Raw genomic sequence first — 25,616 nt, 5'->3', positions numbered from 1 at the left:
GCATCGGTCATCTGGCAATCCTTGGCAGAAGGGGGAACGGGGGATGGCGGAAGGGGATCAGTCCCCTTCGATCCGGATCATGGCCGGTTCGTCAAGCACCGACTTGAGGTGCGCGATGTGCCTGAGCGCATGCAGCATCGCGGCCTCGCTGGTATGGTGGGTGATCAGCACCAGCGGGACGCTGTGGCTGTCATCGGGCAGCGTCTCACGCGCATGGGCGTGTTGCAGCATCGTATGCAGCGACACGCCATTGTCACGCAGCACCGCCGTGATGTCCGCCAGGACGCCCGGACGGTCCACCACGTTCAGGCGCAGGTAATACCGGCCCGCAAACTGCGCGCGCGGCAGGGCGACGGCCTGCGTCAGGCCATCCGTGCTGCGTCCCCATACGGGGATGGCGTTGCCGCGCGCGATGTCGATCAGGTCGGCGGTGACGGCGGTCGCGGTCGGGCCTTCGCCCGCGCCACGCCCCTCCAGCATCAGGCGCCCGACGAACGCGCCTTCGGCCACGACGGCGTTGAACACGCCATCGACCTGCGCGATGGGCGTCGTGTTGGGCACGAGGCACGGATGCACCCGTGCCTCGATGCCATTTTCATGCTGGCGCGCGATGCCCAGCAGCTTGATGCGGTAGCCCAGTTCGCGCGCGAAATGCAGGTCCAGCGCGCCGATGCGGCGGATCCCCTCGATATAGACCGAGGCAAAGACCACCGGCCGCCCGAACGCCAGGCCGGCAAGGATCGCAAGTTTATGCGCCGCGTCCACCCCGTCCACGTCGGTGGAGGGATCGGCCTCGGCATAGCCGAGTTTCTGCGCATCGGCGAGGATGTCGGCAAAATCACGCCCCGTCTCGCGCATCGCGGTCAGGATGTAGTTGCAGGTGCCGTTGAGGATGCCGCCGACCTTGAGGATCCGGTCCCCGGCCAGCGCCTCGCGCACGGTCTTGATGGCGGGGATGCCGCCGGCGACCGCCGCCTCGAACATCAGCGGCACGCAGGCCTTCTGCGCCAGGGTCGCAAGCTCCGCGCCATGGATCGCCATCAGCGCCTTGTTCGCGGTGACGACCGGCCGGCCGTTTTCCAGCGCGCCGGTGACGATCTTGCGCGCGATGCCTTCCGCGCCGCCAACCAGTTCGACCACGACGTCGACATCGGGATGCGCGGCGAGTTCGGCGGCATCGTCGCACCATGCGACATCCGACAGGTCCACGCCGCGATCGCGCGTGCGGTCGCGCGCGCTGACCGCCGTGACGACCAGGCGGCGCCCGGCGCGCGCCGTGATCAGCGCGGCGTTTTCACGCAGCATCCTGACGACACCGGCGCCAACCGTGCCCAGCCCTGCGATACCGATGCGCAGGGGAGGGGGCTCAACAGGTGAAGAAGCAGCAGTCATGTTTTTTCCGTAAGGGAAGTGAGAAGCGTTCAGGAAACGGAATCCGTGACCGCGGGGTCACGCTGCGGCGCGGGCGCGGCCGCGTTGTGGGCCGACATGAAATGGCGGATCGCGCGCGTCGCCTGACGCAGGCGCTGGGTGTTTTCCACAAGGCCGATGCGCACGAAGCCCTCCCCATGTTCGCCAAAGCCAAGGCCCGGTGCGACCGCGACCCCCGCCTCCTTCAGAAGCAGCTTGGAGAAGGCGACGCTGCCCATCTCACGGAACTTCTCGGGGATGGGGGCCCATGCGAACATGGAGCCTTCGGGCGAGGGCACGTCCCACCCGGCCGCATGCAGGCCGCGGATCAGCACGTCGCGGCGTTCGCGATAGATGTTGCGGATTTCCGCGACACAGTCCTGCGGCCCGCTGAGTGCCGCGACGGCGGCAACCTGGATCGGGGTGAACGCGCCATAGTCCAGATAGGACTTGATGCGCGTCAGCGCGGCGATCAGGCGCGGGTTGCCCGCGGCAAAGCCCATGCGCCAGCCCGCCATGGAATAGGTCTTGGACAGGGATGTGAACTCCACCGCGATGTCCTTCGCGCCCGGCACCTCGAGGATGGAGGGCGGCACGCGGTCCCCGAAATAGATTTCGGCATAGGCAAGGTCGGACATGATCCAGATCTCATGCCTGCGGGCGAAGGCGACAAGCTCGCGGTAGAAATCGAGGTCCGCGACATAGGCGGTCGGATTTGACGGAAAATTGACAATCAGCGCGGTCGGTTTCGGCACCGAATGATGCACGGCGCGTTCCAGCGCGCGCAGCATTTCCTCGTCCGGGGTGGCGGGAATGGACCGCACGGACGCCCCCGCGATGATGAACCCGAACTGGTGGATCGGATAGGACGGGTTGGGCACGAGGATCGTATCGCCCGGACTGGTGATGGCGGAGGCAAGGTTCGCCAGCCCCTCCTTGGAGCCGAGGGTCGCGATCACTTCGGTTTCCGGGTCGAGGCCGACATTGAAGCGGCGTTCGTAATAGCCCGCCAGCGCGCGCCGCAGGCCGGGGATGCCACGACTGACGGAATAGCGGTGCGCGCGCGGATCCGCCACGGTTTCCACCAGTTTCTGCACGATGTGCGAGGGCGTGGGCGTGTCGGGGTTGCCCATTCCCAGATCGATGATGTCTTCCCCGCGGGCTCGCGCGCTGGCCTTGGCCTTGTTCACTTCGGCGAAAACATAGGGCGGCAGACGGCGGATGCGATGGAATTCTTCGGTCATGGGACTGCTCTGCAGGCAGGCGGGATCTGGGATCGCGCCGGGTTGGGAATCTGAAGCCACGGCCGCCAGGATGGCGGGCCGGCGGATACATTAGTGCACGATGCCAACTCTTGCACCAGTCCCGAACGCCCCGGCATGCAGGCGGATCGCCGATTCCGGCACGCCCTGCGCCACAAGCGCGTGCGCCAGCGTGCGGGTGCGCAGGATCGCCAGCGACATGGCCTGCGCCTGTCCCTGCGCGCTCGCCGTGGTGGCGTCGCCATAGCCGTTGATGACGATGGTCCCGTCGCCACGCCCGTTCACGATGTCCGACAGCGCGCGCGCCTGCCCGGGCCGCATCTGGTCCGAACCGGGTTCAAAGCCGATGGCGCGCCCCTGGTCGTTGCCAAGTTGGTAGTCCGGCAGGGGCCGGCTGACGCCCTCGTTCGTCCCGATCGTCCCGATCCCGGCGATGGTCACGGGTTCTGGCGGGGCCTTTGCCAGCGCGGGCAGGGTGGTGGGCAGGATCTGTGCGTCGCCCGGCAGGGTGGTGCTGACTTCCGGCATCGCGATCGTGGTGTCCTCCTCCCGCGCGGGGCGCGACGTGCCGGCCGGCGCGGGGGAGGCTGCCGCGGCGAAGGAGGCCGACTGCGTGCCGCCGGCAGGGGCGACGGGCGGCGGCGGCACGTCGGCGACGGAGGGAATCGGCCCCATCGTCGCGTCCTCGCGGTGGATCAGGCTGCGCTGTTCGGTCAGGTCGGTGGTGATGTCGTCGCGCAGGTCCTGTGACGGCATGGCCGGGGCCTCCCGCGGGCCAAGCCCGACACGCGGATACGGGTCGTGCGCGCCGGGCGGGGGCGGGCGCTGCTGCCCGATGACGCCGCCCTGGTGGTTATGGTACCAGTCCGTCAGCGTATCGACCGTATCGCGATGGCCCGACCCGCACCCGCCAAGCAGGGCCATGGCGGCAACGGCCCATGCCAGGCGCGCGCCACTGCCCGCCGCGATGCGGCATGAATGGCCGCGACGCACGAAAAAGAACGCATCGGAACTTGGCGCGGGCGCAGGATTGCCCATATCCACTCCGTCAAACAGATGTCACACGATGTTTCCTACTACCCTGTCCCGCCCGTCATAGCGAGGGGCGGCGCGCCAGGTCGCGGGACCCGGATCGTTCGACAGGGCTTGGCACCACGGCCAAGGCAGCGCAGGATAGGGGCATGACTATGCCAGCCCCGGAAAAGAGGGAGAGCCCAATGAACGGCATGCAGCCGAAAGATCGCGTCCGCATGGATGACGAGGATCCGCGCGATCCCGACATCCCCGAACCCCAAGGCCCGGAGACCGAGGAACCCGATCGCAACCGCACGCTCTCCTCGCCCATCAGCGAACTGGAAAGCCGCCTGTTCGACCAGCGCAAGGTGCTGGTGTTCGGGCCGATCAATGACAAGATCGCCCGCGATGTCACCGGCCGCCTGCTGGCGCTGGCCGGCGCGTCGGACAAGCCGATTGACGTGTATGTCAATTCGCCCGGCGGCCATGTCGAAAGTGGCGACACCATCCATGACATGATCCGCTTTGTCGATTCGGTCGCCCCGGTCAACATGATCGGCACCGGATGGGTGGCGTCGGCGGGTGCGCTGATCTATGCCGCGGGCAATAAGGAACGGCGTTACTGCCTGCCCAACACGCGTTTCCTGCTGCACCAGCCGATGGGTGGCGTGCGTGGCCCCGCCACCGACATCGACATCGAGGCGCGCGAGATCGTCAAGATGCGCGAACGCCTCAACCGCCTGTTCGCGCGCGAGACCGGGCAGCCGTACGAGAAGATCTGCAAGGATACGGACCGTAACTACTGGATGTCCGCGCCGGAGGCGATCGAGTATGGCCTCGTCACACGCGTGATCGAGAATATCTCCGACATTCATTGATCCATGACAAGGGCGGCGACGGCGGCAGCCCCCATACTGCCGCCGTCGCCCCAGTGGGGCGCATAACAGGGTCCGCCAGGAATTCAGCGTCCTTGTGCAACGAAGAACAGTTCATTGCCCGGTCGGCACGACCATTTCCGTGTGCCGCGATGGCGGCGGACTGTTTTTTTTGGTGCCAGCCGATCGGTGAATTCCCGCGATACCGTTTCGATCAGCGAGCTGACACATGAACGCACTTTCAGACATCTATACCAACCTGCCGGAGGCGCAGGACCCCGGCAAGGCCACACCTGATGCCGTGGCAAAGGCGGATTACACGGCGCGTCACTGGTCGAGTCCGGTGCCGGGGCCGCTGAAGCCCGGCTCGGTAGAGCACAAGCGCGCCGTGGCGGAGATGTTCCGCGAGACCTTCAATCCCTACAAGCCGTCCGTCATCGAATGGCCCAAGCTGGATGCGGACACGCTGCGCCGGGTGACGTCGCTGCCGATCTGGGACATCGCGGTCCAGACCGAGGGCAAGGCCCGCCTGCGCATGGCCGCCTATGCCCGCCTGATTGACGACCCGGACATGAAGGACGCCCTGTCGCGCAATGCGTGGGAGGAAAACCGCCACAAGGAGGTCCTCTCCAAGATGGTGGAGGCCTATGGCATCCCGCTGGCGTCGGAGCCGACCTACCACGAACCGCGCGATGTGGAGTGGGCCTACCTTGTCACCGGCTTTTCCGAATGCGTCGACAGCTTCTTCGCCTTTGGCCTGTTCGAGGTGGCGAAGCGTTCTGGCTTCTTCCCGGCGGAACTGGTGGAGACGTTCGAGCCGGTGATGCAGGAGGAATGCCGCCATATCCTGCTGTTCGCCAACTGGCTGGCGTGGCACCGCGCGACGATGCCGCTGTGGAAGCGCCCGTGGTTCGAGATCCGTGTCCTCGCGGTGTGGGTGTTCCTGGTCTACGAACGCCTCGGCATGGCGAAGACGATGGATGCGGACGGCAATGTCCACGAACAGGACAACAACTTCACCGTCAACGGCACCAAGGAAGTGGCAAGCATCGACATGCCGCTGCGTGATTTCCTGGACCTGTGCCTCAATGAGAACGAGCGCCGCTTCTCGGGCTATGACCCACGCCTGCTGCGCCCGAAACTGGCGCCGAACCTTGCGCGGTTCCTGCGCTTTTTCCTGCCGCGCACGCCTGAATCACGCAGGCTGGAGGGGCAGCAGGCCATTTCCTGACCCCCGGACGATGTGCGCCTGACGCGGCCCCGTCCCCTGCCATCAAAGGCCGGGGACGGGGCCGTTTTCGTTGGGGTACCATAAGCCTTTCTGAATAACTGTTTGAAAAACTTGAAGAATTTTTTGGTGAAGCTTTTTCCAAAAAGCTTCAAAAGACGCCGCCTTTTTTAAAAAAGGCGGCACCGGAAACTTTTGTTTTAAACAGTAATTACACAGCGACCTTCGCCGGCGCGGCAGCGAAGTCGAGTTGCCCCAGATAGGCAAGGCGCTTTGCCGGGACGATGTCGCCAATGCGGCCATCGGTAATCCGGGCATAGCCGAACACCTTGCTCTCCTCTTCATCCGAACCGATGGCAAGGCCCGCGAAATCCTGACCCTTTTCATCCTGCAGGTGCCATACGTCACCGCGCACCACCGCATCGAACTTGTAGCGGAAGCCGGGCAGGATCTTGGTCAGGATGGCGGGCATCACCTCGGTCACGTCGAGCGCGCTGCGCACGAATTCGGTGCAGAATTCGTCCGGGGCGAAATATCCCTTCATTTCCGGTGTCATCAGGATCAGTCCCGGCTTCGTGCCTTCGGCGGAGACGAGGCGGCTGCGGATGACGATCTTGGGTTCGTCACGCGATATTTCCGAGGCGAGGAGGACCGTCCCCACCGGTGCGGCGAGCAGGTCGGACACGACCTTCATCTGTGTCAGGGGGAGGGTGGACAGGGTGGTCATCGGTAATCTCCGCTTGCGTGCGATATCCAGCCATGAAGACGGCGGGACCGACTGTGCGCTTCCTGTCCCGGCGGTGCAACCGGCCCCGGCGGCAGCCGTCCGGCCACGGTATGGCTCGGTCGCGTCTGCTGCGGGGCGTGGGTGGCGGGGAGGGGAGCGCATGCCGTTCGCATCGCGGCGGGCGGAGGATGCAAATCGTGGAATTACAGGGCCGCCACGCTTTGGGGGCGGCAGGGACGGGGTGTCGGGCGGGGCGTTTCCTTTCTTCCGCATGTCCCGGCGGGGCACGCATATGTGCCATCCCCGCATGGGGGAGTTGTTGGATATTAACCCCTGACGGCGCTATCGTGTGTACCACACGGACGAACCTGTCGCGCATGGCCCGCAAACCGGGCAGGTGACGCGATGGCATGCAGGAATGACGAGCGGAGGATGACGATGGCCGGATATGAGAAGACCCCACGGTGGCGCGTGCTGGCGGCGGGCCTGCTGGTTGCGGGAATGGCGGGTGCCGTGGACATGGCGCAGGCGCGCCCGCCCGCAGGTGGCGCGACCTATGGCGGCAGCCAGTACGGGGGCGGGTACAGCGGTGACAGCCGCCTTGACAATTACGGCCCGACGGCCGGCGGCGCATCGCAGTACAATTCGTCCGAGGCCGGGATGGGCACGGGGGACGGCATCATGCCAGCCGACCGGTATGGTGATGGCGGCGGCATCCAGTCGCAGAGCACGATCCCCGGTGGCTCCAGCGAGGCCGTGCCCGGCATGGGATCGCCCGATGGCGGCACATTCAGCAACATGAATGTCGGCGGCGTGGATAGCTCCGCGGCACCCGGCATGAACTGAGGTCCGGATGCCCGTATCCCCTGTGTCCCCCGCCGGGGGGCCGCTTCCCGTCCGCTACAGTGTGGAGACACGGTGGCTGCACTGGCTGACGGCGGTGATGGTGCTGGTGCAGTTCGCGTTCGGTGAAACATGGGGCTTCATGCCGCGTGGCACCGAGGTGCGGGTGGCGATGATCATGACGCACACCTCGGTCGGGGTGCTGCTGGCCGCGACCTTCCTGACGCGCATCGTCTGGGCGGTGACGGGGGGACGGGCCATCCGCTTTCCCGTGCGCACCCCCCTCGACCACCTGGCGCGACTGGTGCACTGGCTCCTGTATGTCATGCTGGGCGCGGAAATCGCGTTGGGCTACATGCTCCGCTGGTCACGGGGGCGGCCGGTCGTGGCATTCGGCGTGCCGATCAATTCGCCCTTTGCGGACATGGGCGTCGGCGTGCAGCGGATTTTCGGGCAGTGCCATCACTGGCTGGCCTGGGGCCTGATCGTGGTCGCGGCGTTCCATGCGGTGGCCGCCATATACCATGCCGTCATCTGCCATGACGGGGTACTGCAGCGGATGCTGCCATCGCGCAGGCAGGCCGGGTAAAAGGTTACGTACTTTTAATCAGCTGTTCCGCCATGACGGGCTTCATGGCGGGGCATGAGGTTTCGAGCATGGCGCATCCCTGTCATGCGTAGGATTTAATTCCTGCAAGCGGAAGCAGGTAAAGTGGAAATATTGATGAATATATAGGATATTATTCTTATGTATCGGGTACCAATCCATGAAATCATGACGCAAACTGTTCCGCAGTGTACAAAATATGTGCAAAACAGGGCGAGGAAGTCGCAATTTAAACAAAAACTGAAGTGATCTTCAGGGAAGCCGGACAGGAAGGACACTGGCTGGTATGTTTGATTAAATATATTGGCATGTCATTGAAATCATAGGGGAAAATGAAAGCCTGGCCCAGTTGGCATGCCGGGTCTGGAATGGCCGCGGGCCAATTTAATTGCATCAGATATGTATCTTTACCCTTGCAACACTCTCGTAATTTCATTAATAAATCGTGAAACACAAGACAGGTATCCTATGGCCTTGTATTTGCATGTATACTTCATTTTTAGAAACGTATGAAAGTAGTATACAACAAGATAGCATGAATATCCTGAATATCGCCGTCCCAAGGCAGGGGTGATGCGGTATTCCCTGAACCGCCCTGAAATAATGTTTCGGTAACCAGCAGGCCTGCCCCCGTTGCATGGCCCCTCCCGTATGGGGGTGTCCTGTCAGGTCCTGATGTCCGATACGCCGTTATTTCCTGATCTGTTGATGACTGTGGACCCATGACCCCATGAATGAGATCGATACAAAACCCGTGTCTTCTTCCCTGCTGCCGATGGATTCCGGTATTGGCCTCGACCTGCTGGAACAGGCCTCGGATGGTGTCGTTATCATTGATGACAAGAACATCATCGTCTTCTTCAATACAGCAGCGGAACATCTCTGGGGCTATTCCAAGGAAGAGGTGCTGGGCAGGAACGTCAGCTGCCTCGTGCCCAGTATCTACCGCCAGGAACATGACAGCTATATTGATGCCAACCGCAAGACGGGCATCAACAAGATCGTCGGCACATCGCGTGAGGTCACGTTCGAAAGCAAGGCCGGGGATTACATCTCCGGCGAACTGTCGATTTCGACCGCGCTGATCGGGCCGGAAAAGAAGCGCTACTACATGGCGTTCATGAAGGGCGTGACGGAGGAAGGGCATCGCAAGCGGCTGCTCGACCTGCAGAACAGCGTCTTCCATGCCCTGTCGGGCGATACCATGATCCAGGACGTGGCGGACATGATCTGCCAGGAGGTCGAGGGATTCGTTCCCAACACGATCGCGGTGCTGATCCTCCTTGATGAGGAAAACCGCCTGCAGATCCTCTCCGGTCCCGGCCTGCCGCGGCGCTTCGCGCTGGCGCTGGAACGGCTGACCCTTACGCAGGCCGACCTGCATGCGCTGGATTCCGACCCGGCGGAAGCCACGACCATCGTGTGGGACAGCTACCTTGCCCTTGGGGCGTCGCTGGGGCTGCATTCATGCTGGGCGCTGGCGATCAAGAACCGCAAGGGGCGCTCGCTTGGCATCTTTGCGCTGTATTCGCGCAACCAGCACAAGCTGAGCAACTGGCCGCAGAAGATCGTCGAAGGCTGCGTGCCGTTCTGCGGCCTTGTGATCGAACAGCACGAGGCCCGGCAGCATATCTCGCAACTGTCGAACTATGACCCGGTGACCGGCTTCCTGAACCGTTCGGTGGCCCACCGGATGCTCAGGACGATGATCACGTCCCCCAATGAAAGCCGCTTTGCGGTGTACATGATCGACGTGGACCGTTTCCGCGACATCAACGACGCGCTGGGCCATGTGCATGGCGACGGGTTCCTCAAGGCCGTGGCCGAACGCCTCAAGCGGCTGTCGCGCAGCAACTATATCCTCAGCCGGTCGGGCGCGAACGAATTCATCATCATCGTCCCCAATGTCACCGAAGAGACGGTGGCCGATTTCGCGCGCAAGATCATGGACTGCATGCGCGAACCCATCGAGATCGCGGGCAACCAGATCGTCGGGACCGTGGGGATCGGCATCAGCCAGTATCCGGAACACGGGCCGGACGGGGAATCGCTGCTCAGTTACGCCGAACAGGCGATGCGCAACGCAAAGAAGCAGGGGCCGGGCACGTTCCGCGTCGCCTCCAGCGAGGACAACAAGGCCGCGCAGGACCGCCTTGTGCTGGGCCTTGCGCTGCGTGAATCCATCGCCGATGGCCTGCTGACGCTGCATTACCAGCCGCAGGTGGAATCCAGCACGGGCATGATCTACGGGGTGGAGGCGCTGTCGCGCTGGAACCATCCCACGCTGGGCAACATCTATCCCTCCCGCTTCATCGCGGTGGCGGAGGAAACCGGACAGATCGAGGCGATCGGCAAATGGTCGCTGGAAAAGGCCGTGCGCCAGATGACGATGTGGGACCGCGAAGGCATCCATGTGCCGACCATGGCGGTCAACCTGTCCGCCGGGCATTTCCGCGACCGCCTGCTGCCGGAATACCTGTCCAGCCTGCTGCGTGACCATGGCCTCCCGGCGGAGCGCCTGACGGTGGAAATCACCGAAAGCGTCATGATGGAGGAAAATGAAGAGACGATGAGCGTCCTGCAGGCGATCCGCAACCTTGGCATCGGCCTGTCGATGGATGATTTCGGCACGGGCTATTCCTCGCTGTCGCGCCTGACGCGCCTGCCGCTGAGCGAGATCAAGATCGACCGCAGCTTCATCATGAACCTCGACCATGATGCGAATGCCCAGGCGGTGACGACGGCGGTCATCGGCATCGGTTCGCGCCTTGGCATGACGGTCGTGACCGAAGGCGTGGAAACCGAGAAGCAGCGCGACATGCTCAAGAACCTGAACTGTGACGTCATGCAGGGCTACCTGTTCGCCCGCCCGATGCCGCCCGAAGGCGTGGCAGAGTGGGTGCGCGCCCGCGCGACCTGAGGGGGTGCAGGCTTGCCCCGCCCATCCGGCAGGAGGGCGGGGCGGGTGTTGAACGGCGCCTTTGCGATGCGCCATGCCGTGCCATCCGCACCCCGATCATGGGGAAGGATGGTATGGCATGGCGTTTTTTGCGTCTGGGGGCGCTTGGGGACGGCGGTGCACTATTATGTGCGCGGCCGTCTTTCCTGTTGTGGGACGCACGTGCGCTCCGACATGATGGCGGCAGGTGTTCAGCAGGGGATGGATGGCCGGATGGGACAGTCATGCGGGCGGATTGCGCGGGGTGTGGTCCTTGGGGCCTTCATGGCCGTCACGGTGGCGCATGCGGCCGTTGCGCAATCCCCGGACGGGCGTGCTGGGGGTGGCCATGCCGCAGGGCATATCGTCACCATGCAGAAGCTCGACTGGGCCATGGCAGGGCAACTCGCGACTGAGGCCGTGCGGGCCTGCGCGGCGCAGGGATATTCCGTCACCGCCACCGTGGTCGATACGACCGGCCACCAGCAGGCCGTCATCAAGGGGGACAGCGTGCCGCTGCAATCGCTGTCGGTCTCCTACCGCAAGGCCTATACCGCCTATTCCTATGGACTGGCGTTCAACATGAACACCACCAGCGAACTGATCGCGGCGAAGGTGACAGGGCCTGCGAACGGGGCGCTCAATACCATTCCCGAAGTGCTGTTCGTGCCGGGCGGCGTTACCCTGCGCAGGGCGTCGGATAATAGCGTGCTTGGCGGTATCGGGGTGTCCGGTGCGCCGGGCGGGGAGAAGGATGAGGCCTGCGCTCAGGCGGCAGTGCAGAAATACAGGGCGGATTTCCGCTAGGATAAAAAGATAAAAGTTTTCGGGGGCGCTTTTTTAAAAGGCGGCGTCTTCTGAAGCTTTTTGGAAAAAGCTTCACCAAAAACTTTCTGGCGATTCAATCAGGACATGACGGAACATTGTTCCGTATGGCTGCGCAATATTTCATGTTTTCAGGAAATGAAATGGTGCCCAAGGGCGGGATCGAACCACCGACACTGCGATTTTCAGTCGCATGCTCTACCAACTGAGCTACTTGGGCACCGGAGCCGTTGTCCGGCAGGCCGGGGCGGGGTGAACCGCCCTGACGATGTGCAGGCTTTACCCTACCTCTTCGTCGGGATCAACCCGTCTTGTGTGATTTTCATCCATATCGTTGAAATCATTGTCGGCGGGAACGCGATATTGCCCCGTGAACCAGCGGCCAAGGTCGATATCCGCGCAACGGCGCGAACAGAACGGGCGATAGGCCTGCACCATCGGCTTGCCGCAGACAGGGCAGGGGGGCGGTGTGGTGGCTTCAGTCATGGTCGTACCTCCATCCGGCAGGTGGCAGGTCGGGGGCGATGACGATGCGTAAGGGGCATCCCGTCAGGCGCGTGAAATCTTCCGCCCATGCGGGGAAGGTCCGCATCAGGCGCACGATATCGCACCCCGCATGCAATGTGACCGGCGTTGGCGCCTGTTGCCCCCGGCAGGCCCGCATCCGCTGGCGCAGGGAACGCAGCAGGCGGCCCGTCACGCTGTCGAGCAGCTCATGCAGGGGCGGATGGATGCGCGGGCGCACGATTTCCGCCAGTCCCAGCGCACTGATGCCCAGGAAACGCGGGCGCAGCGGATCCGCCGCCAGCGCCAGCGTGATTGGTTCGGCCAGCGCCCGGCGCTTGCGCACCGCAAGGCCCGCCGCATCCACGACGATGGCCCCCGACAGGTTGCGCAGCCGCAACTGGTGCAGCAGGTCCGGCAGCGCCGCGCGGTTGGCCGCGAACTGCGCCGTCTGCTTGGGCCTGCGGTCCATGCTGGTATGCCCGCCATCCATGTCGATGGCGATCAGGGCCGGGGTGGGGGTGATGGTGGCGGACATGCCACCGGGCAGCGCGACAGACGGATCGGACAGGGATTCGGCCATCATCTCCGTCTCCGCGTCGAAGGCCATCGGCTGGCGTTCGATCCGGGCATGCAGCGCCTGTGGCAGGCGCGCGCCCACGGCCGGGTCGTCAATGAGGATCGTGGCGTCAGGCCATTGCGCGGCCATGCGCTCCACCGGGCCGGGACCGCGCGACAGCAGCGCGGGCGGCCCGTCCGTGCGGGGTTCGGCAATGCCGCGCAGGCTCAGCCGCACGCCCTTGCCGCCCTGCGCGCTGCGGCTGACGCGCACCAGCAGGGCGGTCCCCTGCGTCATGGGGCCGCAGCCTTCGGAATCGGGCAGGAATCCCGTCTGCCCGTCGGTAAGGTCAATGAAGGTGCCCCCAAGCGCGGGCACATGGGCATTTACGCGGCCGCGATACAGGTCGCCCACCCCATCGGGCAGGTCAGGCCGCCACAGCGCGTAATCCAGCAGCCGTTCGCCATCCGTCAGCGCGACCCGCAATTCCCCCGGCCCGCTGGCCACGCGAATCAGCATGCTCACGCAATCCAGTCCCCGTCCTGCCCGCGCAGCATCTGCGCGACCTCGAACAGGGGCAGGCCGACCACGCCGGAATAGCTGCCGGACAGGAAACGCACGAAGGCCGCAGCCATCCCCTGGATGGCATAGCCACCCGCCTTGCCTCGCCAGTCCCCCGCCGCGATCAGCGCGTCAATCTGCGCAGGGGTCATGCGTGAAAATGCAACCGTGCTGGAGACGATGCGCGTGGCCGCGCGGCCTTTTGCCCATGCGGCACTCGGCTGCAGCGTCACGGCGGTCAGCACCGTATGCCGCCGCCCCGACAGCAGCGACAGGCAGGCGCGTGCGCAGGCCTCGTCTTCCGCCTTGGGCAGGATGCGCCGACCGGCGGCAACCACCGTGTCGGCCCCGATCACCAGCGCGGGGATATCGAGGGTGGCGGCAACGGCGCGCGCCTTCGTATCGGCCATGCGCAGCGCATAGGCACGGGGCAGTTCCCCCGGCGCGGGGCTTTCATCGATATCGGCGGCGATGACCTGGTCGGGATGCACCCCGACCTGTCGCAAGAGATCAAGACGCCGGGGAGAGGCAGAGGCAAGAACAAGCTGCGCGCCCGTTCCCGTGACGGAGGAACCGGGTGTCCGGGTCATGATCGGGCGATCCGTCTTATTTGAAGCGGAACGTGATGCGACCCTTGCTCAGGTCATAGGGGGTCATTTCCACGTTCACGCGGTCGCCCGCCAGCACGCGGATGCGGTTCTTGCGCATCTTGCCGCTGGTATGCGCCAGGATCATGTGTTCGTTATCCAGCTTGACGCGGAACATGGCGTTGGGAAGCAGCTCGGTCACCGTGCCGCTGAATTCGATCATGTCTTCCTTGGACATCTTATCCTTCAATCATGTTGGTTGGGTGGGGTGAAAAAAAGGCCAAGCGCGACGCGGAAGAAATTTCCGCATCGCGCCGACAGGAATACAAGGGTGGATATGTGGGGATTGTTCCCCCATGGTCAAGCTTTACCCGACCCGCGCGCCAGATCATCCAGCCGGACGGACACGCTCATGGCGTGCGCGTCCAGCCCTTCGGCCCGCGCCAGCGCCACGGCGGCCGGCCCGATTTCACGCAGGGATTCCGCCTTGGCGTCGATGAAGGTCGTGCGCTTGAGGAAGTCGAACACCGACAGGCCCGACGCGAAACGCGCGGTGGAGCTTGTCGGCAGGACATGGTTCGGGCCGCCGACATAATCGCCGATCGCCTCGGGGCAATAACGCCCAAGGAAGATCGCGCCCGCATGCCGCACCTTGTCGAACACCGGTTGCGGGTCGTCCATCACCAGTTCCAGATGCTCCGGCGCGATGCGGTTGACCAGTTCCACCGCCTCGTCAAGGGTGCGCACGGTGATGATCGCCCCGTGCGCGTCCCAGCTTGCGCGGGCGATCTGCGCGCGCGGCAGCGTCTTCAGTTCGGCTTCCACCGCGTCCTGCACCGCCTGCGCCAGCGTGGCATCGGGCGTGATCAGCACCGCCTGCGCCATCGGGTCATGTTCCGCCTGCGCCAGCAGGTCCAGGGCCAGGGCGCGCGGGTCGTTGGCGTCGGCCGCGACGATCACGATTTCGGATGGCCCTGCGATGCTGTCGATTCCCACGCGGCCGAACACCTGCCGCTTGGCTTCGGCGACATAGGCATTGCCCGGCCCGACCACGCGATCGACCGGCGCGATGGTTGCCGTGCCATAGGCCAGCGCGCCGACCGCCTGCGCGCCACCCACGCGATAGATCTCGGTCACGCCGGCGCGGCGGGCGGCGGCCAGCACCAGCGGGTTGAGCACGCCATCGGGCGTCGGCACGCACATCGCCAGGCGCTGCACGCCCGCCACCCGCGCGGGCAGGGCGTTCATCAGGACGGAGGACGGATACGCCGCCGTCCCGCCCGGCACGTACAGCCCCACCGCATCAAGCGGCGTCCAGCGCATGCCCAGCGTCACCCCCTGCGCATCGACATAGCGCAGGTCGCCGGGCATCTGCGCGCGGTGGAAGGATTCGATGCGCGTCGCCGCGACGTCGAGTGCGGCATGCAGCGACAGCGAGACCTCGGCGCAGGCGGCGTCGATTTCCGCATCCGTGATCCGCAGGCGATCGGGGGTGACGTCCATGCGGTCGAAGCGGCGGGTGAAGTCACACAGCGCCGTATCGCCATCACGGCGCACGGCGGCGAGGATCTCGGTCACCGGGCCATCGACGCGCGCCGTGTCGCTGTCGCGGTCCGCCAGCAGTTGTGCGAATGCGGTGTCGAAATCGGGGCTGCTGGTACTCAGGCGCTTCATGGCCGGCTTATCCCTCGGTCTGTGTCGTGCCGGACGCAAGGGCCTGGCGGAAACGGTTGATGATGCCCCCGATGCGTTCGGGTTGCGTCTTGAACGCCGTGCGGTTGACGATCAGGCGGCTGGTGACATGTGTGATGGTGCGCACTTCTTCCAGTCCGTTCGCCCGCAGGGTGGAACCCGTGTCCACAAGGTCCACGATCAGGTGCGACAGCCCCAGCACCGGCGCAAGTTCCATCGCCCCGTGCAGGTGCACGATATCGGCGTTGATCCCCTGTGCCGCGAAATGCCGCCGTGTGATGGAGGGGTATTTGGTCGCGACGCGCACCTGCGACCAGCGCGCGGGATCGTCCGACAGGGTGCTGCCACGCGGTTGCGCGATGGAGATGCGGCACCCGCCGATGCCAAGGTCGAGCGGCGCATAGATTTCGGGATAGTCGAATTCCATCAGCACATCGGCCCCGCACAGCCCCACCTGCGCGCCGCCGAATGCCACGAACGTCGCCACGTCGAAGGAGCGCACGCGCACCACGTCGATCTGCGGGTCATTGGTGGTAAAGCGCAGCAGGCGGCTGCGGTCATCGGTGAAATCGGGGCCGGGGACGATGCCCGCCGCCTTCAGCAGCGGTGTCGCGGCCTTGAGGATGCGGCCCTTGGGCAGGGCGATGATCATCGGGCTGTCCGTTTCCGGGACAAGACTGGAGGCCGGGGTCAGGACGGTCACTGCATTCTCCGAACAAAGGAAACGCGCCCGGACCGCATCACATCAGGCGTGACAGGCGCAACATGTCGCCTGCGCGCATACCACACTGTGCCCCCATGCAGAAAGGGCGCTTTTCGCACGACAGCCCTTTTGCACGGCCGCTCGCGCCGGTCTTTTGCGGGGTTTCAGCCCGAAACGCGTTCGATCTGCGCCCCGCAGCGCGCCAGCTTGCGCTCCACCGCCTCATACCCGCGGTCAAGGTGGTAGACGCGGCTCAGGATCGTCTCCCCATGTGCCGCAAGCCCCGCGAGGATGAGGGAGAACGACGCCCGCAGGTCTGTCGCCATGACCGGCGCGCCCGACAGGGAATGCACGCCCCGGATGATGGCGGACGATCCGTGCACGTTGATGCGCGCGCCCATGCGGTTGAGTTCGGGGACGTGCATGAACCGGTTTTCGAAGATCGTCTCCGTCACCATCGACGCCCCTTCGGCCACCGACAGCAGCGCCATGAACTGTGCCTGCATGTCGGTGGGAAAGCCGGGATAGGGTTCGGTCATGATGTCCACGCCCCGCAGCGCGCCGGTGCGCCGCACCCGCAGCGCGCCATCTTCCTGGAACACTTCCGCGCCCGCTTCCTCCAGCGCGCGCACGACCGCGCCAAGGTGTTCGGCCCGCCCGTCGATCAGGCGCAGGTCCCCCCCCGTGATCGCGGCGGCGCAGGCATAGGTGCCGCATTCGATGCGGTCGGGCATGACCCGGTATTCCGCCCCGTGCAGGGCGTCCACGCCGTCGATCACCAGCGTCCCGCTGCCCGCGCCGGTGATGCGCGCGCCCATGGCGTTGAGGCAGGAGACGAGGTCACCGATTTCGGGTTCACGCGCGGCGTTGACGATTTCGGTGCGTCCCTTCGCCAGGCACGACGCCATCAGCAGGTTTTCCGTCGCCCCCACCGATGCGAACGGCAGGATGATGCGCGCGCCCGTCAGTCCCTCGGGCGCGTGGGCGTTGATGTAGCCGTTTTCCAGCGTGATGCGCGCGCCCAGCGCCTCCAGCCCCTTGAGGTGCATGTCCACCGGGCGCGTGCCGATCGCACACCCCCCCGGAAGCGACACCCGCGCCTCCCCGCAGCGTGCCAGCAGCGGCCCGAGCACGAGGATCGAGGCCCGCATCTTGGAGACGATGTTGTAAGGCGCTTCCGTATTGGTGATCGGTCCGCCGACCGACAGGACGGACCCCGTGCCGTCCACGTCCTCCACCTTCAGGCCGTGCTGCTGCAGCAGCGTGCGCATGGTGCGGATGTCCGCGATGCGCGGCACGTTCGACAGTACCAGCGTCTCCGACGTCAGCAGTCCGGCGACCAGCAGCTTGAGCGCGGAGTTCTTGGCGCCACCGATGACGATGTCGCCGTGCAGGCGGTGCCCGCCGCGAATGATGAAACGGTCCATGGCCCTGCTCTCCTACATCCGTGGCGGGGCGACGCCGCGCTGTCCCATGTATTTGCCCGCCCGGTCGGCATAGCTGACCTCGCACGGCGACGCCCCCTGGAAGAACAGGAACTGGCAGATGCCTTCATTGGCGTAGATGCGCGCGGGCAGGGGGGTGGTGTTGCTGATTTCGATCGTGACCTGCCCTTCCCATTCCGGTTCCAGCGGGGTCACGTTCACGATGATGCCGCACCGGGCATAGGTGGACTTGCCAAGGCAGACGACGAGCGTGTCGCGCGGGATGCGGAAATATTCCACCGTATGCGCCAGCACGAAGCTGTGCGGCGGGATGGTGCAGGAATCGCCATGGCGGGTGACGAAGCTGTTTTCCGCGAAATTCTTGGGATCGACCACCGCGTTGTCCACGTCGGTGAAGATCTTGAATTCCGACGCCACGCGCGCGTCATAGCCGTAGGAGGACAGCCCGAAGGAGATCACGCCCTCGCGGTTCTGTTTTTCGACGAAGGGTTCGATCATGCCGGATTCGACGGCCATGCGGCGAATCCACGTATCAGGCATTATTGGCATGCGGTCCCTTTCTTCGTGCGTCATGGCGGGGACGTCCCGCCGCTGGCGAGCAGCGACCACTACCGAAGGTGGTCGAGTCGCGCAATCGTGTTATGCGCGGGCATGACGGCTTTATTATGTGGATGGCGCATCGTCCCCGGACGGGGGCGTGGCGGGCGTGCCCGGCGCGGTGCGGGCGCGGCTTTGCTGCTTGCGGCGGCGCAGGTTGTCACGCAGGGCCTGCGCCTCGCGCTGCTGGCGGGCGATGCGGGCGGCCTCGGCGCGGGCGCTTTCGGCTTTCGCCCGTCCGGGGGCTGGGTTTCGTCTGTCATGTGGGGATGGCCCGTGTCAGGCCCCGCCCCGCCGCACCGGCCATGGGGCGGTGCGGCGGGGCGGGAATGCGCGGTATCGCGTGGCGGGTCAGGCCGCGCCGGTGGCGACCGGCGCCGGGGTGGCCGCGGTATCGGGATTGGTGGTGTCGGGCATGCCCTTGCCGGCCGGCACGCCGCAGCGCGTCAGCAGTTCACGCAGCGCCTTGACCACGGGGAAGATTTCCACGTTGCGGTCGCCGCCCTGTTCGTTCCACGCCTGCTGTTCCAGTTCCACGATATCCTTGTCCTCAAGGAAGATGCGGTTGGTGAACCAGCCCAGCGCGGGCCAGATCAGGTCGATCAGCAGCGGCGTCTGCGGGCGCAGCACCGACAGCAGGCCAAAGGACTGCGTGACGCGCTGCTCCTTGTCCACCGGGACGTAGGAGGTCCACAGGTCCATGATAAGGTCGCCGTCCTTGTCGCGGATCTGAAGCGTCTGGTACGGATAGGTCGTGCGGATGGTCACGACTTCCTCGACCGGATGTTCCGCGCCGTTGAGGTCCTTGTGCTTGCCAAAGATCAGCCGTTCGGCCAGCGGCTGCTGCCCCGCGCTGCGCATGAAGCTGTAGCGCGCCTCGATGAAGTTCTCGCCCTTGTCCTGCCCGAGGAAGCGTGCCTTGATCTGGCCCATCTGGCGGCGGTGCAGGAACTGATGGTTCATGTCCATCAGGTTTTCATGCATGAACGTGTAGTGGCAGCCGACGCGCGGGCTGAAATTCTTGGTCTTGTAGGCGGGGTTGTCCACGCTGCCCAGCTTGGGGAAGGGCACGGTGTCGGCCTTGGCCGGGTCACCGGGGAAGATGAAGACAAGGCCGCCGGCCTCCCGGCAGGGATAGGTGCGTACGCCGTTGGGCAGCTTGCCCTTGCCCAGATACGGCACGTCGATGCAGCGGCCCGAACGCCCGAAGGCCCAGCCATGGTAGCAGCAGCGCACGGTCTGCCCGTTGACGGTCCCCTTGCTCAGCGGCACCTGCCGGTGGGGGCAGCGGTCATACAGCGCGAAGACGCTGCCTTCTTCCGGCCGGACCAGCGCGATGGGCACGCCCGCGTAACGCACGCCAAACGTCTTGCCCTTGCGCACCTGCGACGACCACGCGACGGGATACCAGAAATCGGGATCCGCATCGACGGTGCGCAGGTCGGTGCCGGGCGCGGCGTGCACGGTGGGTTCCGCGGTGGTCGTGGTGGTGGTCCGGTCCCGCGCCGGGGCCTCCGTCTGGACAGAAAGTGTATCGCTCATGTTGAGGCCCCGAAATTCCTGTTTGTCATGATCTGCGGATCTTACGTCATCCGGTTGCTATGGCGTATCCATAGAAGTCCTTGCGCAAGGATTTCAATCGCCTTGCGCATTGTAAATCCCCTCAGCGCATACGCCATATGTCGTGCGGGGGAGGCTGCGGCCAGATGGCCGTGGGGGTGCGGCAGATCAATGCCGCGTCCGCTCGGGCATGCCACACTGCGCGCCGGGGCGGCGTGAGCGTTCAGGATGCCTGCTGTTCGAGGTCATTGCCGGCCGCCATCAGGCCGGTATTGTACAGGAACGTCTCCGCCATGTGGGTATGCAGCAGTTCGTCATAGACCGAAAGGGTCGCGTACTGCATGCCGTGGCTGGTGTAATGCGCCATGACGTTCTCACGCGCATGGGACGCCATCAGCGCGCGCTGCTCCGGCGTCATGCACAGCGCGGTGCGCACCGCTTCCGTCAGGGCGGTGACGTCGCCGGGGGGGAAGGCGAAGCCGGTGACCCCGTCCTCCACCGTCTCCAGCGCCGCGCCATGGGCGGCGACCACGACGGGACGGCCCATGGCCTGAGCCTCCACCACCACGCGGCCAAAGGGTTCGGGCCGCAGGGAGGGCACGACCACGACATCGGCCAGCATCATCACCGCCGGCATGTCGGAACAGTGCCCGGTAAAGCGCACCCGTTCACCCAGTCCCGCCCCGCGCGCCCTGTCCACGAGCGCCTGCGCATGCCTGTCGCGATCCTTTGCGTCCCCGACGAAGACACAGATCCATTCGCGCCCGCACCCGCCCGTGTTTTCCATCCGCGCAAGCGCGTCGAGCAGAAGCATCTGCCCCTTCCACGGCGTGACCCGGCCCGGCAGCACGATGATGGCGGCATGTTCGGGCAGGTCCCACTGGTCCAGCAGGTTCTGTACCCGGTTGCCGCGCACGCCCTGCGGGTCGAAGCGCACGACATCCGCCCCGCGCGGGATCAGGCGCAGGCGGTCGTCGCCCACCCTGTATTCCGTGCGCAGGCGCTGCGCGATGTATTCGCTGACGGCGATGACGCGCTGCCCCGACGCCATGACGGCGTTGTAGCGGCGCTTGCCGGGGATGTTGTTGCCATAGACGCCATGCCATGTCGTCACCAGCGGCACGCCCGTGCGCCTGCACGCGGACGCCGCCGCCCATGCCGGCGCGCGTGAGCGTGCGTGCACGAGGCTAACGGAATGTTCGCGGATGATCTGCCCCAGCCGCAGGGAATTGCGCAGGATGGAAATCGGGTTTTTCGGCCGCAGGTCCAGGTGGACCGGTGTCGCCCCGACATAGCGCAGGCGCGGGATCAGTCGTCCGCCCGCACTTGCGACCAGGGCCGTGCCGCCCGCCTGTGTGATGGCGGCGGCCATTTCGATGGTGCCCTGTTCGATCCCGCCCGATTCAAGCGCGGGCAGAACCTGGAGGATGACGGGGCGTGTGGTCGCAAATTCCATTTCGGAATGTGTATCACGTAAGAGATAGTTCTGCACCGTCTGTTGCAACATTCGGGCGTATCAGGGGGCGGAGGCACTTGACCCCGGCGGGGCGCGGGGTGACGAAGGAACCATTATGATAGCTTTCACATGCATGTTTCCGTCCGCCTGTTCGCGGAGTCCCGCGCCGTACCGCGCCCTGTACGGTGTCCCGTGCGGGGGCCGCACGGCCCGGTGGCGGGTGGTCTGCATGCGTGCCATGCAGGTTGGAATGATGGTCATGGCGCTGGAGTCGGCGGGCGGCAGCGCGCGCGCCACGGTCGTGGGCGCGGATACCGCCAGTGCGACGGGCACGCCCCATGCCCCGCGTGCCGGCGCGGCGCCCGCGCGTGTCACGGGCCGGCCGCAGGCGGTCGGGGGCGGTCCTGCGGCACGGCAGGACTTTTCCTTCGCCACCTGCCAGTCGCACCTGTCCGATGATCCCGACGGCACCCGTGACTATGCCGAGGACTGGCAGGAGCATGGCGGCGGGGCGGAGGCGGAATATTGCGGCGCGCTTGCGGAAATGGCGCTGGGTGACGTGGGGGATGCGGCAGACACCCTCGACCGCCTGTCGCACATCACGCACTGGCCACACGGTGAGGCTGCCCCCCCCGCGAAGGCCCCGTCCTCGGCCCCCTCACAGGCTGCCGGCACGCCGGGAGGGGGGAGGGAGGAGGAACGCCATGACACGCCCGAGTCCCTGCACCGCCGCGCCCACGTGGCCGAGGAGGCCGCGCGGGCATGGCAGGCCGATGACAGCCCGCGCCAGGCGCTCGACAGTGCGACATACGGGCTGTCGCTTGACCCGCATGACATGACGCTGCGCGTGATTCATGCGCGCATTTCCGTGGACATGGGCATGGCGCAGCAGGCGGTTTCCGACCTGACGCCGCTGCCTGACGATGCGACGCTGCGGGTGGATGCGCTGGTGACACGTGCGGCCGCCAACCGTGAGCTGGGCCAGATCGACCTTGCCGCGACCGACATTGCCGCAGCATTGCAGCAGGCGCCGCACAATGTGGCCGCCGAACTGGAATCCGGCATCCTGCATGAACGCCAGGGAAAGATGGAGGACGCCCGCGCCGACTGGCAGCAGGTGATCGCGCTGGCCCCGGATTCGCATGAGGCGGACCTCGCCCGGCAGGATCTCTCCCTGCTGGAGGCCGACCCCGCCGCCCCCTGAGCGCGCCGGCCGTTTATCAGCATGTTGTTCCAACAGAAGCACGAAAGGTCGTGTATGCGGCGTATCCTTGTCATCCGTCTGGGCGCGCTGGGTGACTTCGTCCAGTCCTTTGCCCCCTTTGCGGCCATTCGCGAACACCATCGCAATGACAGCGTGACGCTGCTGACGACCCCGCCCTTTGTCGAACTGGCACGCGCGTCGCCATGGTTTGACGATGTGCGCGTCGATACCCGCGCGCCATGGCGCAACCTGCGCGCGGTCATGGCGATGCGCGCGCTGCTGCGGGAGTATGATTTCATCTACGACCTCCAGACCTCGGGGCGGACGACGCGCTATTTCCACCTGTCGGGGCACCGCGCATGGTCGGGCATCGCCCGGGGCGCGCAGGCCTGTCATGACAACCCGCAGCGCAAGGCGATGCACAACCGCGCCCGCCAGCGCGACCAGTTGCGCCGCGCCGGCATTGCGGAGGTGCCGGATGCCGACATCTCGTGGCTGGCGGAATACGGGCCGCGCCTGCCGGGGCCATATGCGCTGCTGGTGCCGGGCACGTCGGCGGCGCATCCGGTAAAGCGCTGGCCGGTGGAACGCTTCGCCGGGCTTGCGGTGCGGCTGTGGGCGCGCGGGTTGCGCCCGGTCGTCATCGGCACGCAGGCCGACGCGCCGCTGGCGGCCACCATTGCCGCCGCATGCGACGCGACGCTGGACCTGACAGGGCGGACCTCCCTGCTCGACCTTGGCGGACTGGCCGCGCGGGCCGCCGCTGCGGTGGGCAATGACACCGGTCCCATACACCTTGCCGCCGTGATGGGAACGCCGTGTGTCGTGCTGTTTTCGCGCGCGGGCGACCCCGCGCTCAGCGCGCCGCTGGGCCGTACGCCGGGGCAGGTCAGGGCGCTGTGGGCGCACGATCTGGCCACATTGCACATCGACAGGGTTGCAGCCGCGCTCGGCTGACGCCATTACAGCGGGACATATTCTTATCGGAGCACCAGAACATGCCTGCCATCACCCTGCCTGACGGATCCGTACGCCGCTTTGACGGGGCGGTGACGGGCACTACGGTGGCGCAGTCCATTGGCGCGGGCCTTGCGCGCGCGGCCATCGCCATGGAAGTGGACGGCCGCCTGATGGATATCGGCCGCGATATCGACCACGACGCGCATGTCCGTTTCATCACCCGCAAGGACACCGAGTCGCTGGAGATGATCCGCCATGACGCCGCCCACGTGCTGGCGGAGGCGGTGCAGTCGCTGTGGCCGGGCACGCAGGTCACCATCGGCCCGTCGATCGAAAATGGCTTCTATTACGATTTCTACCGCAATGAGCCGTTCACGCCGGAGGACTTCCCCCGCATCGAGGCCCGCATGCGCGAGATCATCGATGCCAACACCCCGTTCACGCGCGAAACCTGGCCGCGTGAGGAGGCGATCCGCTTCTTCGAGGACCGGGGCGAGCGCTTCAAGGCCGAACTGATCCGCGACCTGCCGGCTGACGAGGAAATCTCCATCTACCGGCAGGGCGAATGGCTCGACCTGTGCCGTGGCCCGCACCTGCGCAGCACGGGCGACATCGGCAAGGCGTTCCGCCTGATGAAGGTCGCCGGCGCCTACTGGCGTGGCGATCACCGCAACCCCATGCTGACGCGCATCTATGGGACCGCATGGCGTGACCAGAAGGAGCTTGACGCGCACCTCCACCAGCTGGAGGAAGCCGAGCGGCGCGACCATCGCCGCATCGGGCGCGAGATGGACCTGTTCCACATCCAGGAGGAGGCCGTGGGCCAGATCTTCTGGCACCCCAAGGGCTGGCGGCTGTATTCGGTGCTGCAGGACTACATGCGCCGCGCGCAGACCCGCAACGGGTACCAGGAGGTCCGCACCCCGCAGTTGGTCGATCGCGGCCTGTGGGAGGCGTCGGGCCACTGGGACAAGTATCGCGAGCACATGTTCATCGCCACGGTGGAGGACGAGGACAAGACCCTCGCGCTCAAGCCGATGAACTGCCCGTGCCATGTGCAGATCTTCCGCCACGGGCTGCGTTCCTATCGCGAACTGCCGCTGCGCATGGCGGAATTCGGCGCGTGCCACCGCTACGAACCTTCCGGCGCGCTGCATGGCATCATGCGCGTGCGCGGTTTCACGCAGGATGACGCGCACATCTTCTGCACCGACGACCAGATCGCGGACGAGACCGCGCGCTTCGTGCGCATGCTCTCCGCCGTGTACAAGGACCTCGGGTTCGAGCATTTCCGCGTGAAATTCGCCGACCGTCCCGAACAGCGCGCCGGTGACGATGCAACATGGGACCGGGCGGAAAACGCGCTGAAGGTCGCATGCGACATGGCGGGTGTCGAATACGAGTACAATCCGGGGGAGGGCGCGTTCTATGGCCCGAAGCTGGAATTCGTGCTGCGTGACGCCATCGGCCGCGACTGGCAGTGCGGGACGCTGCAGGTCGATTACGTGCTGCCCGAACGGCTTGATGCGTCCTATGTCGGTGAAGACAGCGCGCGCCATCGCCCGGTGATGCTGCATCGCGCGATCCTTGGTTCGTTCGAGCGGTTCCTCGGCATCCTGATCGAGCAGCATGCGGGGCGCTTCCCGATGTGGCTGGCCCCGGTGCAGGTCGTCGTCGCCTCCATCGTGACGGACGCCGAACCCTATGCCCGTGAGGTGGAGGAGAAGCTCCGCGCCGCGGGCCTGGTGGTGGAGGCCGATGTGCGGAACGAGAAGATCAACGCCAAGATTCGTGAACACAGCCTTGCGCGTGTTCCCGTCATCCTGGTGGTGGGCCGCAAGGAGGCGGAGGAACGCACCGTCGCCCTGCGCCGCCTTGGTGGCAAGGCGCAGGATATCCTGCCGCTGGACGAGGCGGTGAAGGCCCTTGCGCATGAGGCGACCCCGCCGGACCTGCGCTAGTCCTGTTTTAATAAGGCGCTGATAACAAACAGATAAAAGTTTTTGGGTGCCGCCTTTTTTCAAAAAGGCGGCGTTCTTTGAAGCTTTTTGAAAAAAGC

23 protein-coding genes and 1 tRNA gene are annotated in these 25,616 nt (G+C 65.5%); 9 read left to right on the top strand and 15 right to left on the bottom strand.

Translation table 11 applies throughout. The annotated features are described in order from the left end of the window. Positions 1 to 57 precede the first annotated feature (57 nt). The 3 genes from KMAL_RS03300 to KMAL_RS03290 all read right to left on the bottom strand — a co-directional run bounded on the left by KMAL_RS03300 (position 58) and on the right by KMAL_RS03290 (position 3,710). Entirely contained in the window at positions 58 to 1,392 is a 1,335-nt protein-coding gene (locus tag KMAL_RS03300; RefSeq protein ID WP_110094332.1) for a homoserine dehydrogenase, read from the bottom strand. A 29-nt stretch (positions 1,393 to 1,421) separates the two neighbouring features. After that, entirely contained in the window at positions 1,422 to 2,654 is a 1,233-nt protein-coding gene (locus KMAL_RS03295) for an LL-diaminopimelate aminotransferase (protein WP_110094331.1), read from the bottom strand. Between the two features lie 90 nt (positions 2,655 to 2,744). Beyond that, entirely contained in the window at positions 2,745 to 3,710 is a 966-nt protein-coding gene (locus tag KMAL_RS03290) for an OmpA family protein (RefSeq protein ID WP_110094330.1), read from the bottom strand. Positions 3,711 to 3,889: 179 nt separating this feature from the next. On the opposite strand from KMAL_RS03290, the gene KMAL_RS03285 reads away from it, so the two are divergent. Both KMAL_RS03285 and KMAL_RS03280 read left to right on the top strand, forming a co-directional pair. Further along, positions 3,890 to 4,564 carry an ATP-dependent Clp protease proteolytic subunit gene (locus tag KMAL_RS03285; protein ID WP_110094329.1) on the top strand — a complete coding sequence of 225 codons (675 nt, stop codon included), beginning with the start codon at positions 3,890 to 3,892 and terminating at the stop codon, positions 4,562 to 4,564. Between the two features lie 226 nt (positions 4,565 to 4,790). After that, the gene (locus KMAL_RS03280) at positions 4,791 to 5,792 is read left to right on the top strand and encodes a hypothetical protein (protein WP_110094328.1); all 1,002 of its coding nucleotides are present in this window, start codon (positions 4,791 to 4,793) and stop codon (positions 5,790 to 5,792) included. Positions 5,793 to 6,000: 208 nt separating this feature from the next. Here KMAL_RS03280 and KMAL_RS03275 read toward each other — a convergent pair whose 3' ends face one another. Further along, entirely contained in the window at positions 6,001 to 6,678 is a 678-nt protein-coding gene (locus KMAL_RS03275; protein ID WP_239019920.1) for a hypothetical protein, read from the bottom strand. Between the two features lie 276 nt (positions 6,679 to 6,954). Between KMAL_RS03275 and KMAL_RS03270 the strand changes: the two genes are divergently transcribed. The 4 genes from KMAL_RS03270 (at position 6,955) to KMAL_RS03255 (ending at position 11,711) form a co-directional block, all read left to right on the top strand. Then, positions 6,955 to 7,362, top strand: a complete 408-nt coding sequence (locus tag KMAL_RS03270) for a hypothetical protein (protein ID WP_146044139.1) — start codon at positions 6,955 to 6,957, stop codon at positions 7,360 to 7,362. 7 nt (positions 7,363 to 7,369) lie between these two features. After that, entirely contained in the window at positions 7,370 to 7,948 is a 579-nt protein-coding gene (locus KMAL_RS03265; RefSeq protein WP_110094325.1) for a cytochrome b, read from the top strand. A 748-nt stretch (positions 7,949 to 8,696) separates the two neighbouring features. Then, entirely contained in the window at positions 8,697 to 10,886 is a 2,190-nt protein-coding gene (locus tag KMAL_RS03260) for an EAL domain-containing protein (RefSeq protein WP_110094324.1), read from the top strand. Between the two features lie 303 nt (positions 10,887 to 11,189). Further along, on the top strand, positions 11,190 to 11,711 hold the full coding sequence (locus KMAL_RS03255) for a GlcG/HbpS family heme-binding protein (RefSeq protein ID WP_110094377.1): 522 nt from the start codon (positions 11,190 to 11,192) through the stop codon (positions 11,709 to 11,711). Between the two features lie 162 nt (positions 11,712 to 11,873). Here KMAL_RS03255 and KMAL_RS03250 read toward each other — a convergent pair. The 11 genes from KMAL_RS03250 to KMAL_RS03200 form a co-directional block, all read right to left on the bottom strand. After that, positions 11,874 to 11,949 (bottom strand) — tRNA-Phe (locus KMAL_RS03250). Positions 11,950 to 12,008: 59 nt separating this feature from the next. Further along, positions 12,009 to 12,215: a DNA gyrase inhibitor YacG gene (locus KMAL_RS03245; protein ID WP_110094323.1), complete on the bottom strand. Its 207-nt coding sequence runs from the start codon at positions 12,213 to 12,215 to the stop codon at positions 12,009 to 12,011. Beyond that, positions 12,208 to 13,311 carry a ribonuclease E/G gene (locus tag KMAL_RS03240; RefSeq protein WP_110094322.1) on the bottom strand — a complete coding sequence of 368 codons (1,104 nt, stop codon included), beginning with the start codon at positions 13,309 to 13,311 and terminating at the stop codon, positions 12,208 to 12,210. The genes KMAL_RS03245 and KMAL_RS03240 overlap by 8 nt, the downstream gene beginning before the upstream one ends. A 2-nt stretch (positions 13,312 to 13,313) precedes the next feature. Beyond that, the gene (locus tag KMAL_RS03235) at positions 13,314 to 13,943 is read right to left on the bottom strand and encodes a Maf family protein (RefSeq protein WP_110094321.1); all 630 of its coding nucleotides are present in this window, start codon (positions 13,941 to 13,943) and stop codon (positions 13,314 to 13,316) included. Between the two features lie 16 nt (positions 13,944 to 13,959). Continuing rightward, positions 13,960 to 14,178, bottom strand: a complete 219-nt coding sequence (infA, locus tag KMAL_RS03230; protein WP_003622234.1) for a translation initiation factor IF-1 — start codon at positions 14,176 to 14,178, stop codon at positions 13,960 to 13,962. 122 nt (positions 14,179 to 14,300) lie between these two features. Then, entirely contained in the window at positions 14,301 to 15,614 is a 1,314-nt protein-coding gene (gene hisD, locus KMAL_RS03225; protein WP_110094320.1) for a histidinol dehydrogenase, read from the bottom strand. A 7-nt stretch (positions 15,615 to 15,621) separates the two neighbouring features. After that, entirely contained in the window at positions 15,622 to 16,284 is a 663-nt protein-coding gene (gene hisG, locus KMAL_RS03220) for an ATP phosphoribosyltransferase (RefSeq protein WP_110094376.1), read from the bottom strand. Positions 16,285 to 16,499: 215 nt separating this feature from the next. Continuing rightward, positions 16,500 to 17,762: a UDP-N-acetylglucosamine 1-carboxyvinyltransferase gene (gene murA / locus KMAL_RS03215; RefSeq protein ID WP_110094319.1), complete on the bottom strand. Its 1,263-nt coding sequence runs from the start codon at positions 17,760 to 17,762 to the stop codon at positions 16,500 to 16,502. Positions 17,763 to 17,774: 12 nt separating this feature from the next. Further along, a complete protein-coding gene (gene dcd / locus KMAL_RS03210) occupies positions 17,775 to 18,329 on the bottom strand; it encodes a dCTP deaminase (RefSeq protein ID WP_110094375.1) in 555 nt (184 codons plus the stop codon). A 399-nt stretch (positions 18,330 to 18,728) separates the two neighbouring features. Then, on the bottom strand, positions 18,729 to 19,919 hold the full coding sequence (locus KMAL_RS03205; RefSeq protein ID WP_110094318.1) for an aromatic ring-hydroxylating oxygenase subunit alpha: 1,191 nt from the start codon (positions 19,917 to 19,919) through the stop codon (positions 18,729 to 18,731). Positions 19,920 to 20,160: 241 nt separating this feature from the next. Then, entirely contained in the window at positions 20,161 to 21,393 is a 1,233-nt protein-coding gene (locus KMAL_RS03200; RefSeq protein ID WP_110094374.1) for a glycosyltransferase family 4 protein, read from the bottom strand. 115 nt (positions 21,394 to 21,508) lie between these two features. Here KMAL_RS03200 and KMAL_RS03195 point away from each other — a divergent pair, with 115 nt between their 5' ends. From KMAL_RS03195 to thrS, 3 genes are read left to right on the top strand one after another with little or no spacing between them, the layout of a single operon-like run. Beyond that, complete coding sequence (locus tag KMAL_RS03195; RefSeq protein ID WP_180999729.1) at positions 21,509 to 22,597, top strand: tetratricopeptide repeat protein; 1,089 nt, start codon at positions 21,509 to 21,511, stop codon at positions 22,595 to 22,597. Between the two features lie 54 nt (positions 22,598 to 22,651). Further along, positions 22,652 to 23,554 carry a glycosyltransferase family 9 protein gene (locus KMAL_RS03190; protein WP_110094317.1) on the top strand — a complete coding sequence of 301 codons (903 nt, stop codon included), beginning with the start codon at positions 22,652 to 22,654 and terminating at the stop codon, positions 23,552 to 23,554. 41 nt (positions 23,555 to 23,595) lie between these two features. Continuing rightward, positions 23,596 to 25,518, top strand: a complete 1,923-nt coding sequence (gene thrS, locus KMAL_RS03185) for a threonine--tRNA ligase (protein ID WP_110094316.1) — start codon at positions 23,596 to 23,598, stop codon at positions 25,516 to 25,518. Positions 25,519 to 25,616: the final 98 nt, after the last annotated feature.

Origin of the sequence: Novacetimonas maltaceti (genome assembly GCF_002906255.1) — a bacterium.
Taxonomy (GTDB): domain Bacteria; phylum Pseudomonadota; class Alphaproteobacteria; order Acetobacterales; family Acetobacteraceae; genus Novacetimonas; species Novacetimonas maltaceti.
This window is presented reverse-complemented; position numbering and strand designations above follow the sequence as displayed.

Excerpts from the sequence above, each read along its gene's own strand:
- KMAL_RS03300 (WP_110094332.1), bottom strand. The coding sequence starts at position 1,392 with ATGACTGCTGCTTCTTCACCTGTTGAGCCCCCTCCCCTGCGCATCGGT.
- KMAL_RS03295 (WP_110094331.1), bottom strand. The coding sequence starts at position 2,654 with ATGACCGAAGAATTCCATCGCATCCGCCGTCTGCCGCCCTATGTTTTC.
- KMAL_RS03290 (WP_110094330.1), bottom strand. The coding sequence starts at position 3,710 with ATGGGCAATCCTGCGCCCGCGCCAAGTTCCGATGCGTTCTTTTTCGTG.
- KMAL_RS03285 (WP_110094329.1), top strand. The coding sequence starts at position 3,890 with ATGAACGGCATGCAGCCGAAAGATCGCGTCCGCATGGATGACGAGGAT.
- KMAL_RS03280 (WP_110094328.1), top strand. The coding sequence starts at position 4,791 with ATGAACGCACTTTCAGACATCTATACCAACCTGCCGGAGGCGCAGGAC.
- KMAL_RS03275 (WP_239019920.1), bottom strand. The coding sequence starts at position 6,678 with ATGCGCTCCCCTCCCCGCCACCCACGCCCCGCAGCAGACGCGACCGAG.
- KMAL_RS03270 (WP_146044139.1), top strand. The coding sequence starts at position 6,955 with ATGGCCGGATATGAGAAGACCCCACGGTGGCGCGTGCTGGCGGCGGGC.
- KMAL_RS03265 (WP_110094325.1), top strand. The coding sequence starts at position 7,370 with ATGCCCGTATCCCCTGTGTCCCCCGCCGGGGGGCCGCTTCCCGTCCGC.
- KMAL_RS03260 (WP_110094324.1), top strand. The coding sequence starts at position 8,697 with ATGAATGAGATCGATACAAAACCCGTGTCTTCTTCCCTGCTGCCGATG.
- KMAL_RS03255 (WP_110094377.1), top strand. The coding sequence starts at position 11,190 with ATGGCCGTCACGGTGGCGCATGCGGCCGTTGCGCAATCCCCGGACGGG.
- KMAL_RS03245 (WP_110094323.1), bottom strand. The coding sequence starts at position 12,215 with ATGACTGAAGCCACCACACCGCCCCCCTGCCCTGTCTGCGGCAAGCCG.
- KMAL_RS03240 (WP_110094322.1), bottom strand. The coding sequence starts at position 13,311 with ATGCTGATTCGCGTGGCCAGCGGGCCGGGGGAATTGCGGGTCGCGCTG.
- KMAL_RS03235 (WP_110094321.1), bottom strand. The coding sequence starts at position 13,943 with ATGACCCGGACACCCGGTTCCTCCGTCACGGGAACGGGCGCGCAGCTT.
- infA (WP_003622234.1), bottom strand. The coding sequence starts at position 14,178 with ATGTCCAAGGAAGACATGATCGAATTCAGCGGCACGGTGACCGAGCTG.
- hisD (WP_110094320.1), bottom strand. The coding sequence starts at position 15,614 with ATGAAGCGCCTGAGTACCAGCAGCCCCGATTTCGACACCGCATTCGCA.
- hisG (WP_110094376.1), bottom strand. The coding sequence starts at position 16,284 with ATGATCATCGCCCTGCCCAAGGGCCGCATCCTCAAGGCCGCGACACCG.
- murA (WP_110094319.1), bottom strand. The coding sequence starts at position 17,762 with ATGGACCGTTTCATCATTCGCGGCGGGCACCGCCTGCACGGCGACATC.
- dcd (WP_110094375.1), bottom strand. The coding sequence starts at position 18,329 with ATGCCAATAATGCCTGATACGTGGATTCGCCGCATGGCCGTCGAATCC.
- KMAL_RS03205 (WP_110094318.1), bottom strand. The coding sequence starts at position 19,919 with ATGAGCGATACACTTTCTGTCCAGACGGAGGCCCCGGCGCGGGACCGG.
- KMAL_RS03200 (WP_110094374.1), bottom strand. The coding sequence starts at position 21,393 with ATGGAATTTGCGACCACACGCCCCGTCATCCTCCAGGTTCTGCCCGCG.
- KMAL_RS03195 (WP_180999729.1), top strand. The coding sequence starts at position 21,509 with ATGATAGCTTTCACATGCATGTTTCCGTCCGCCTGTTCGCGGAGTCCC.
- KMAL_RS03190 (WP_110094317.1), top strand. The coding sequence starts at position 22,652 with ATGCGGCGTATCCTTGTCATCCGTCTGGGCGCGCTGGGTGACTTCGTC.
- thrS (WP_110094316.1), top strand. The coding sequence starts at position 23,596 with ATGCCTGCCATCACCCTGCCTGACGGATCCGTACGCCGCTTTGACGGG.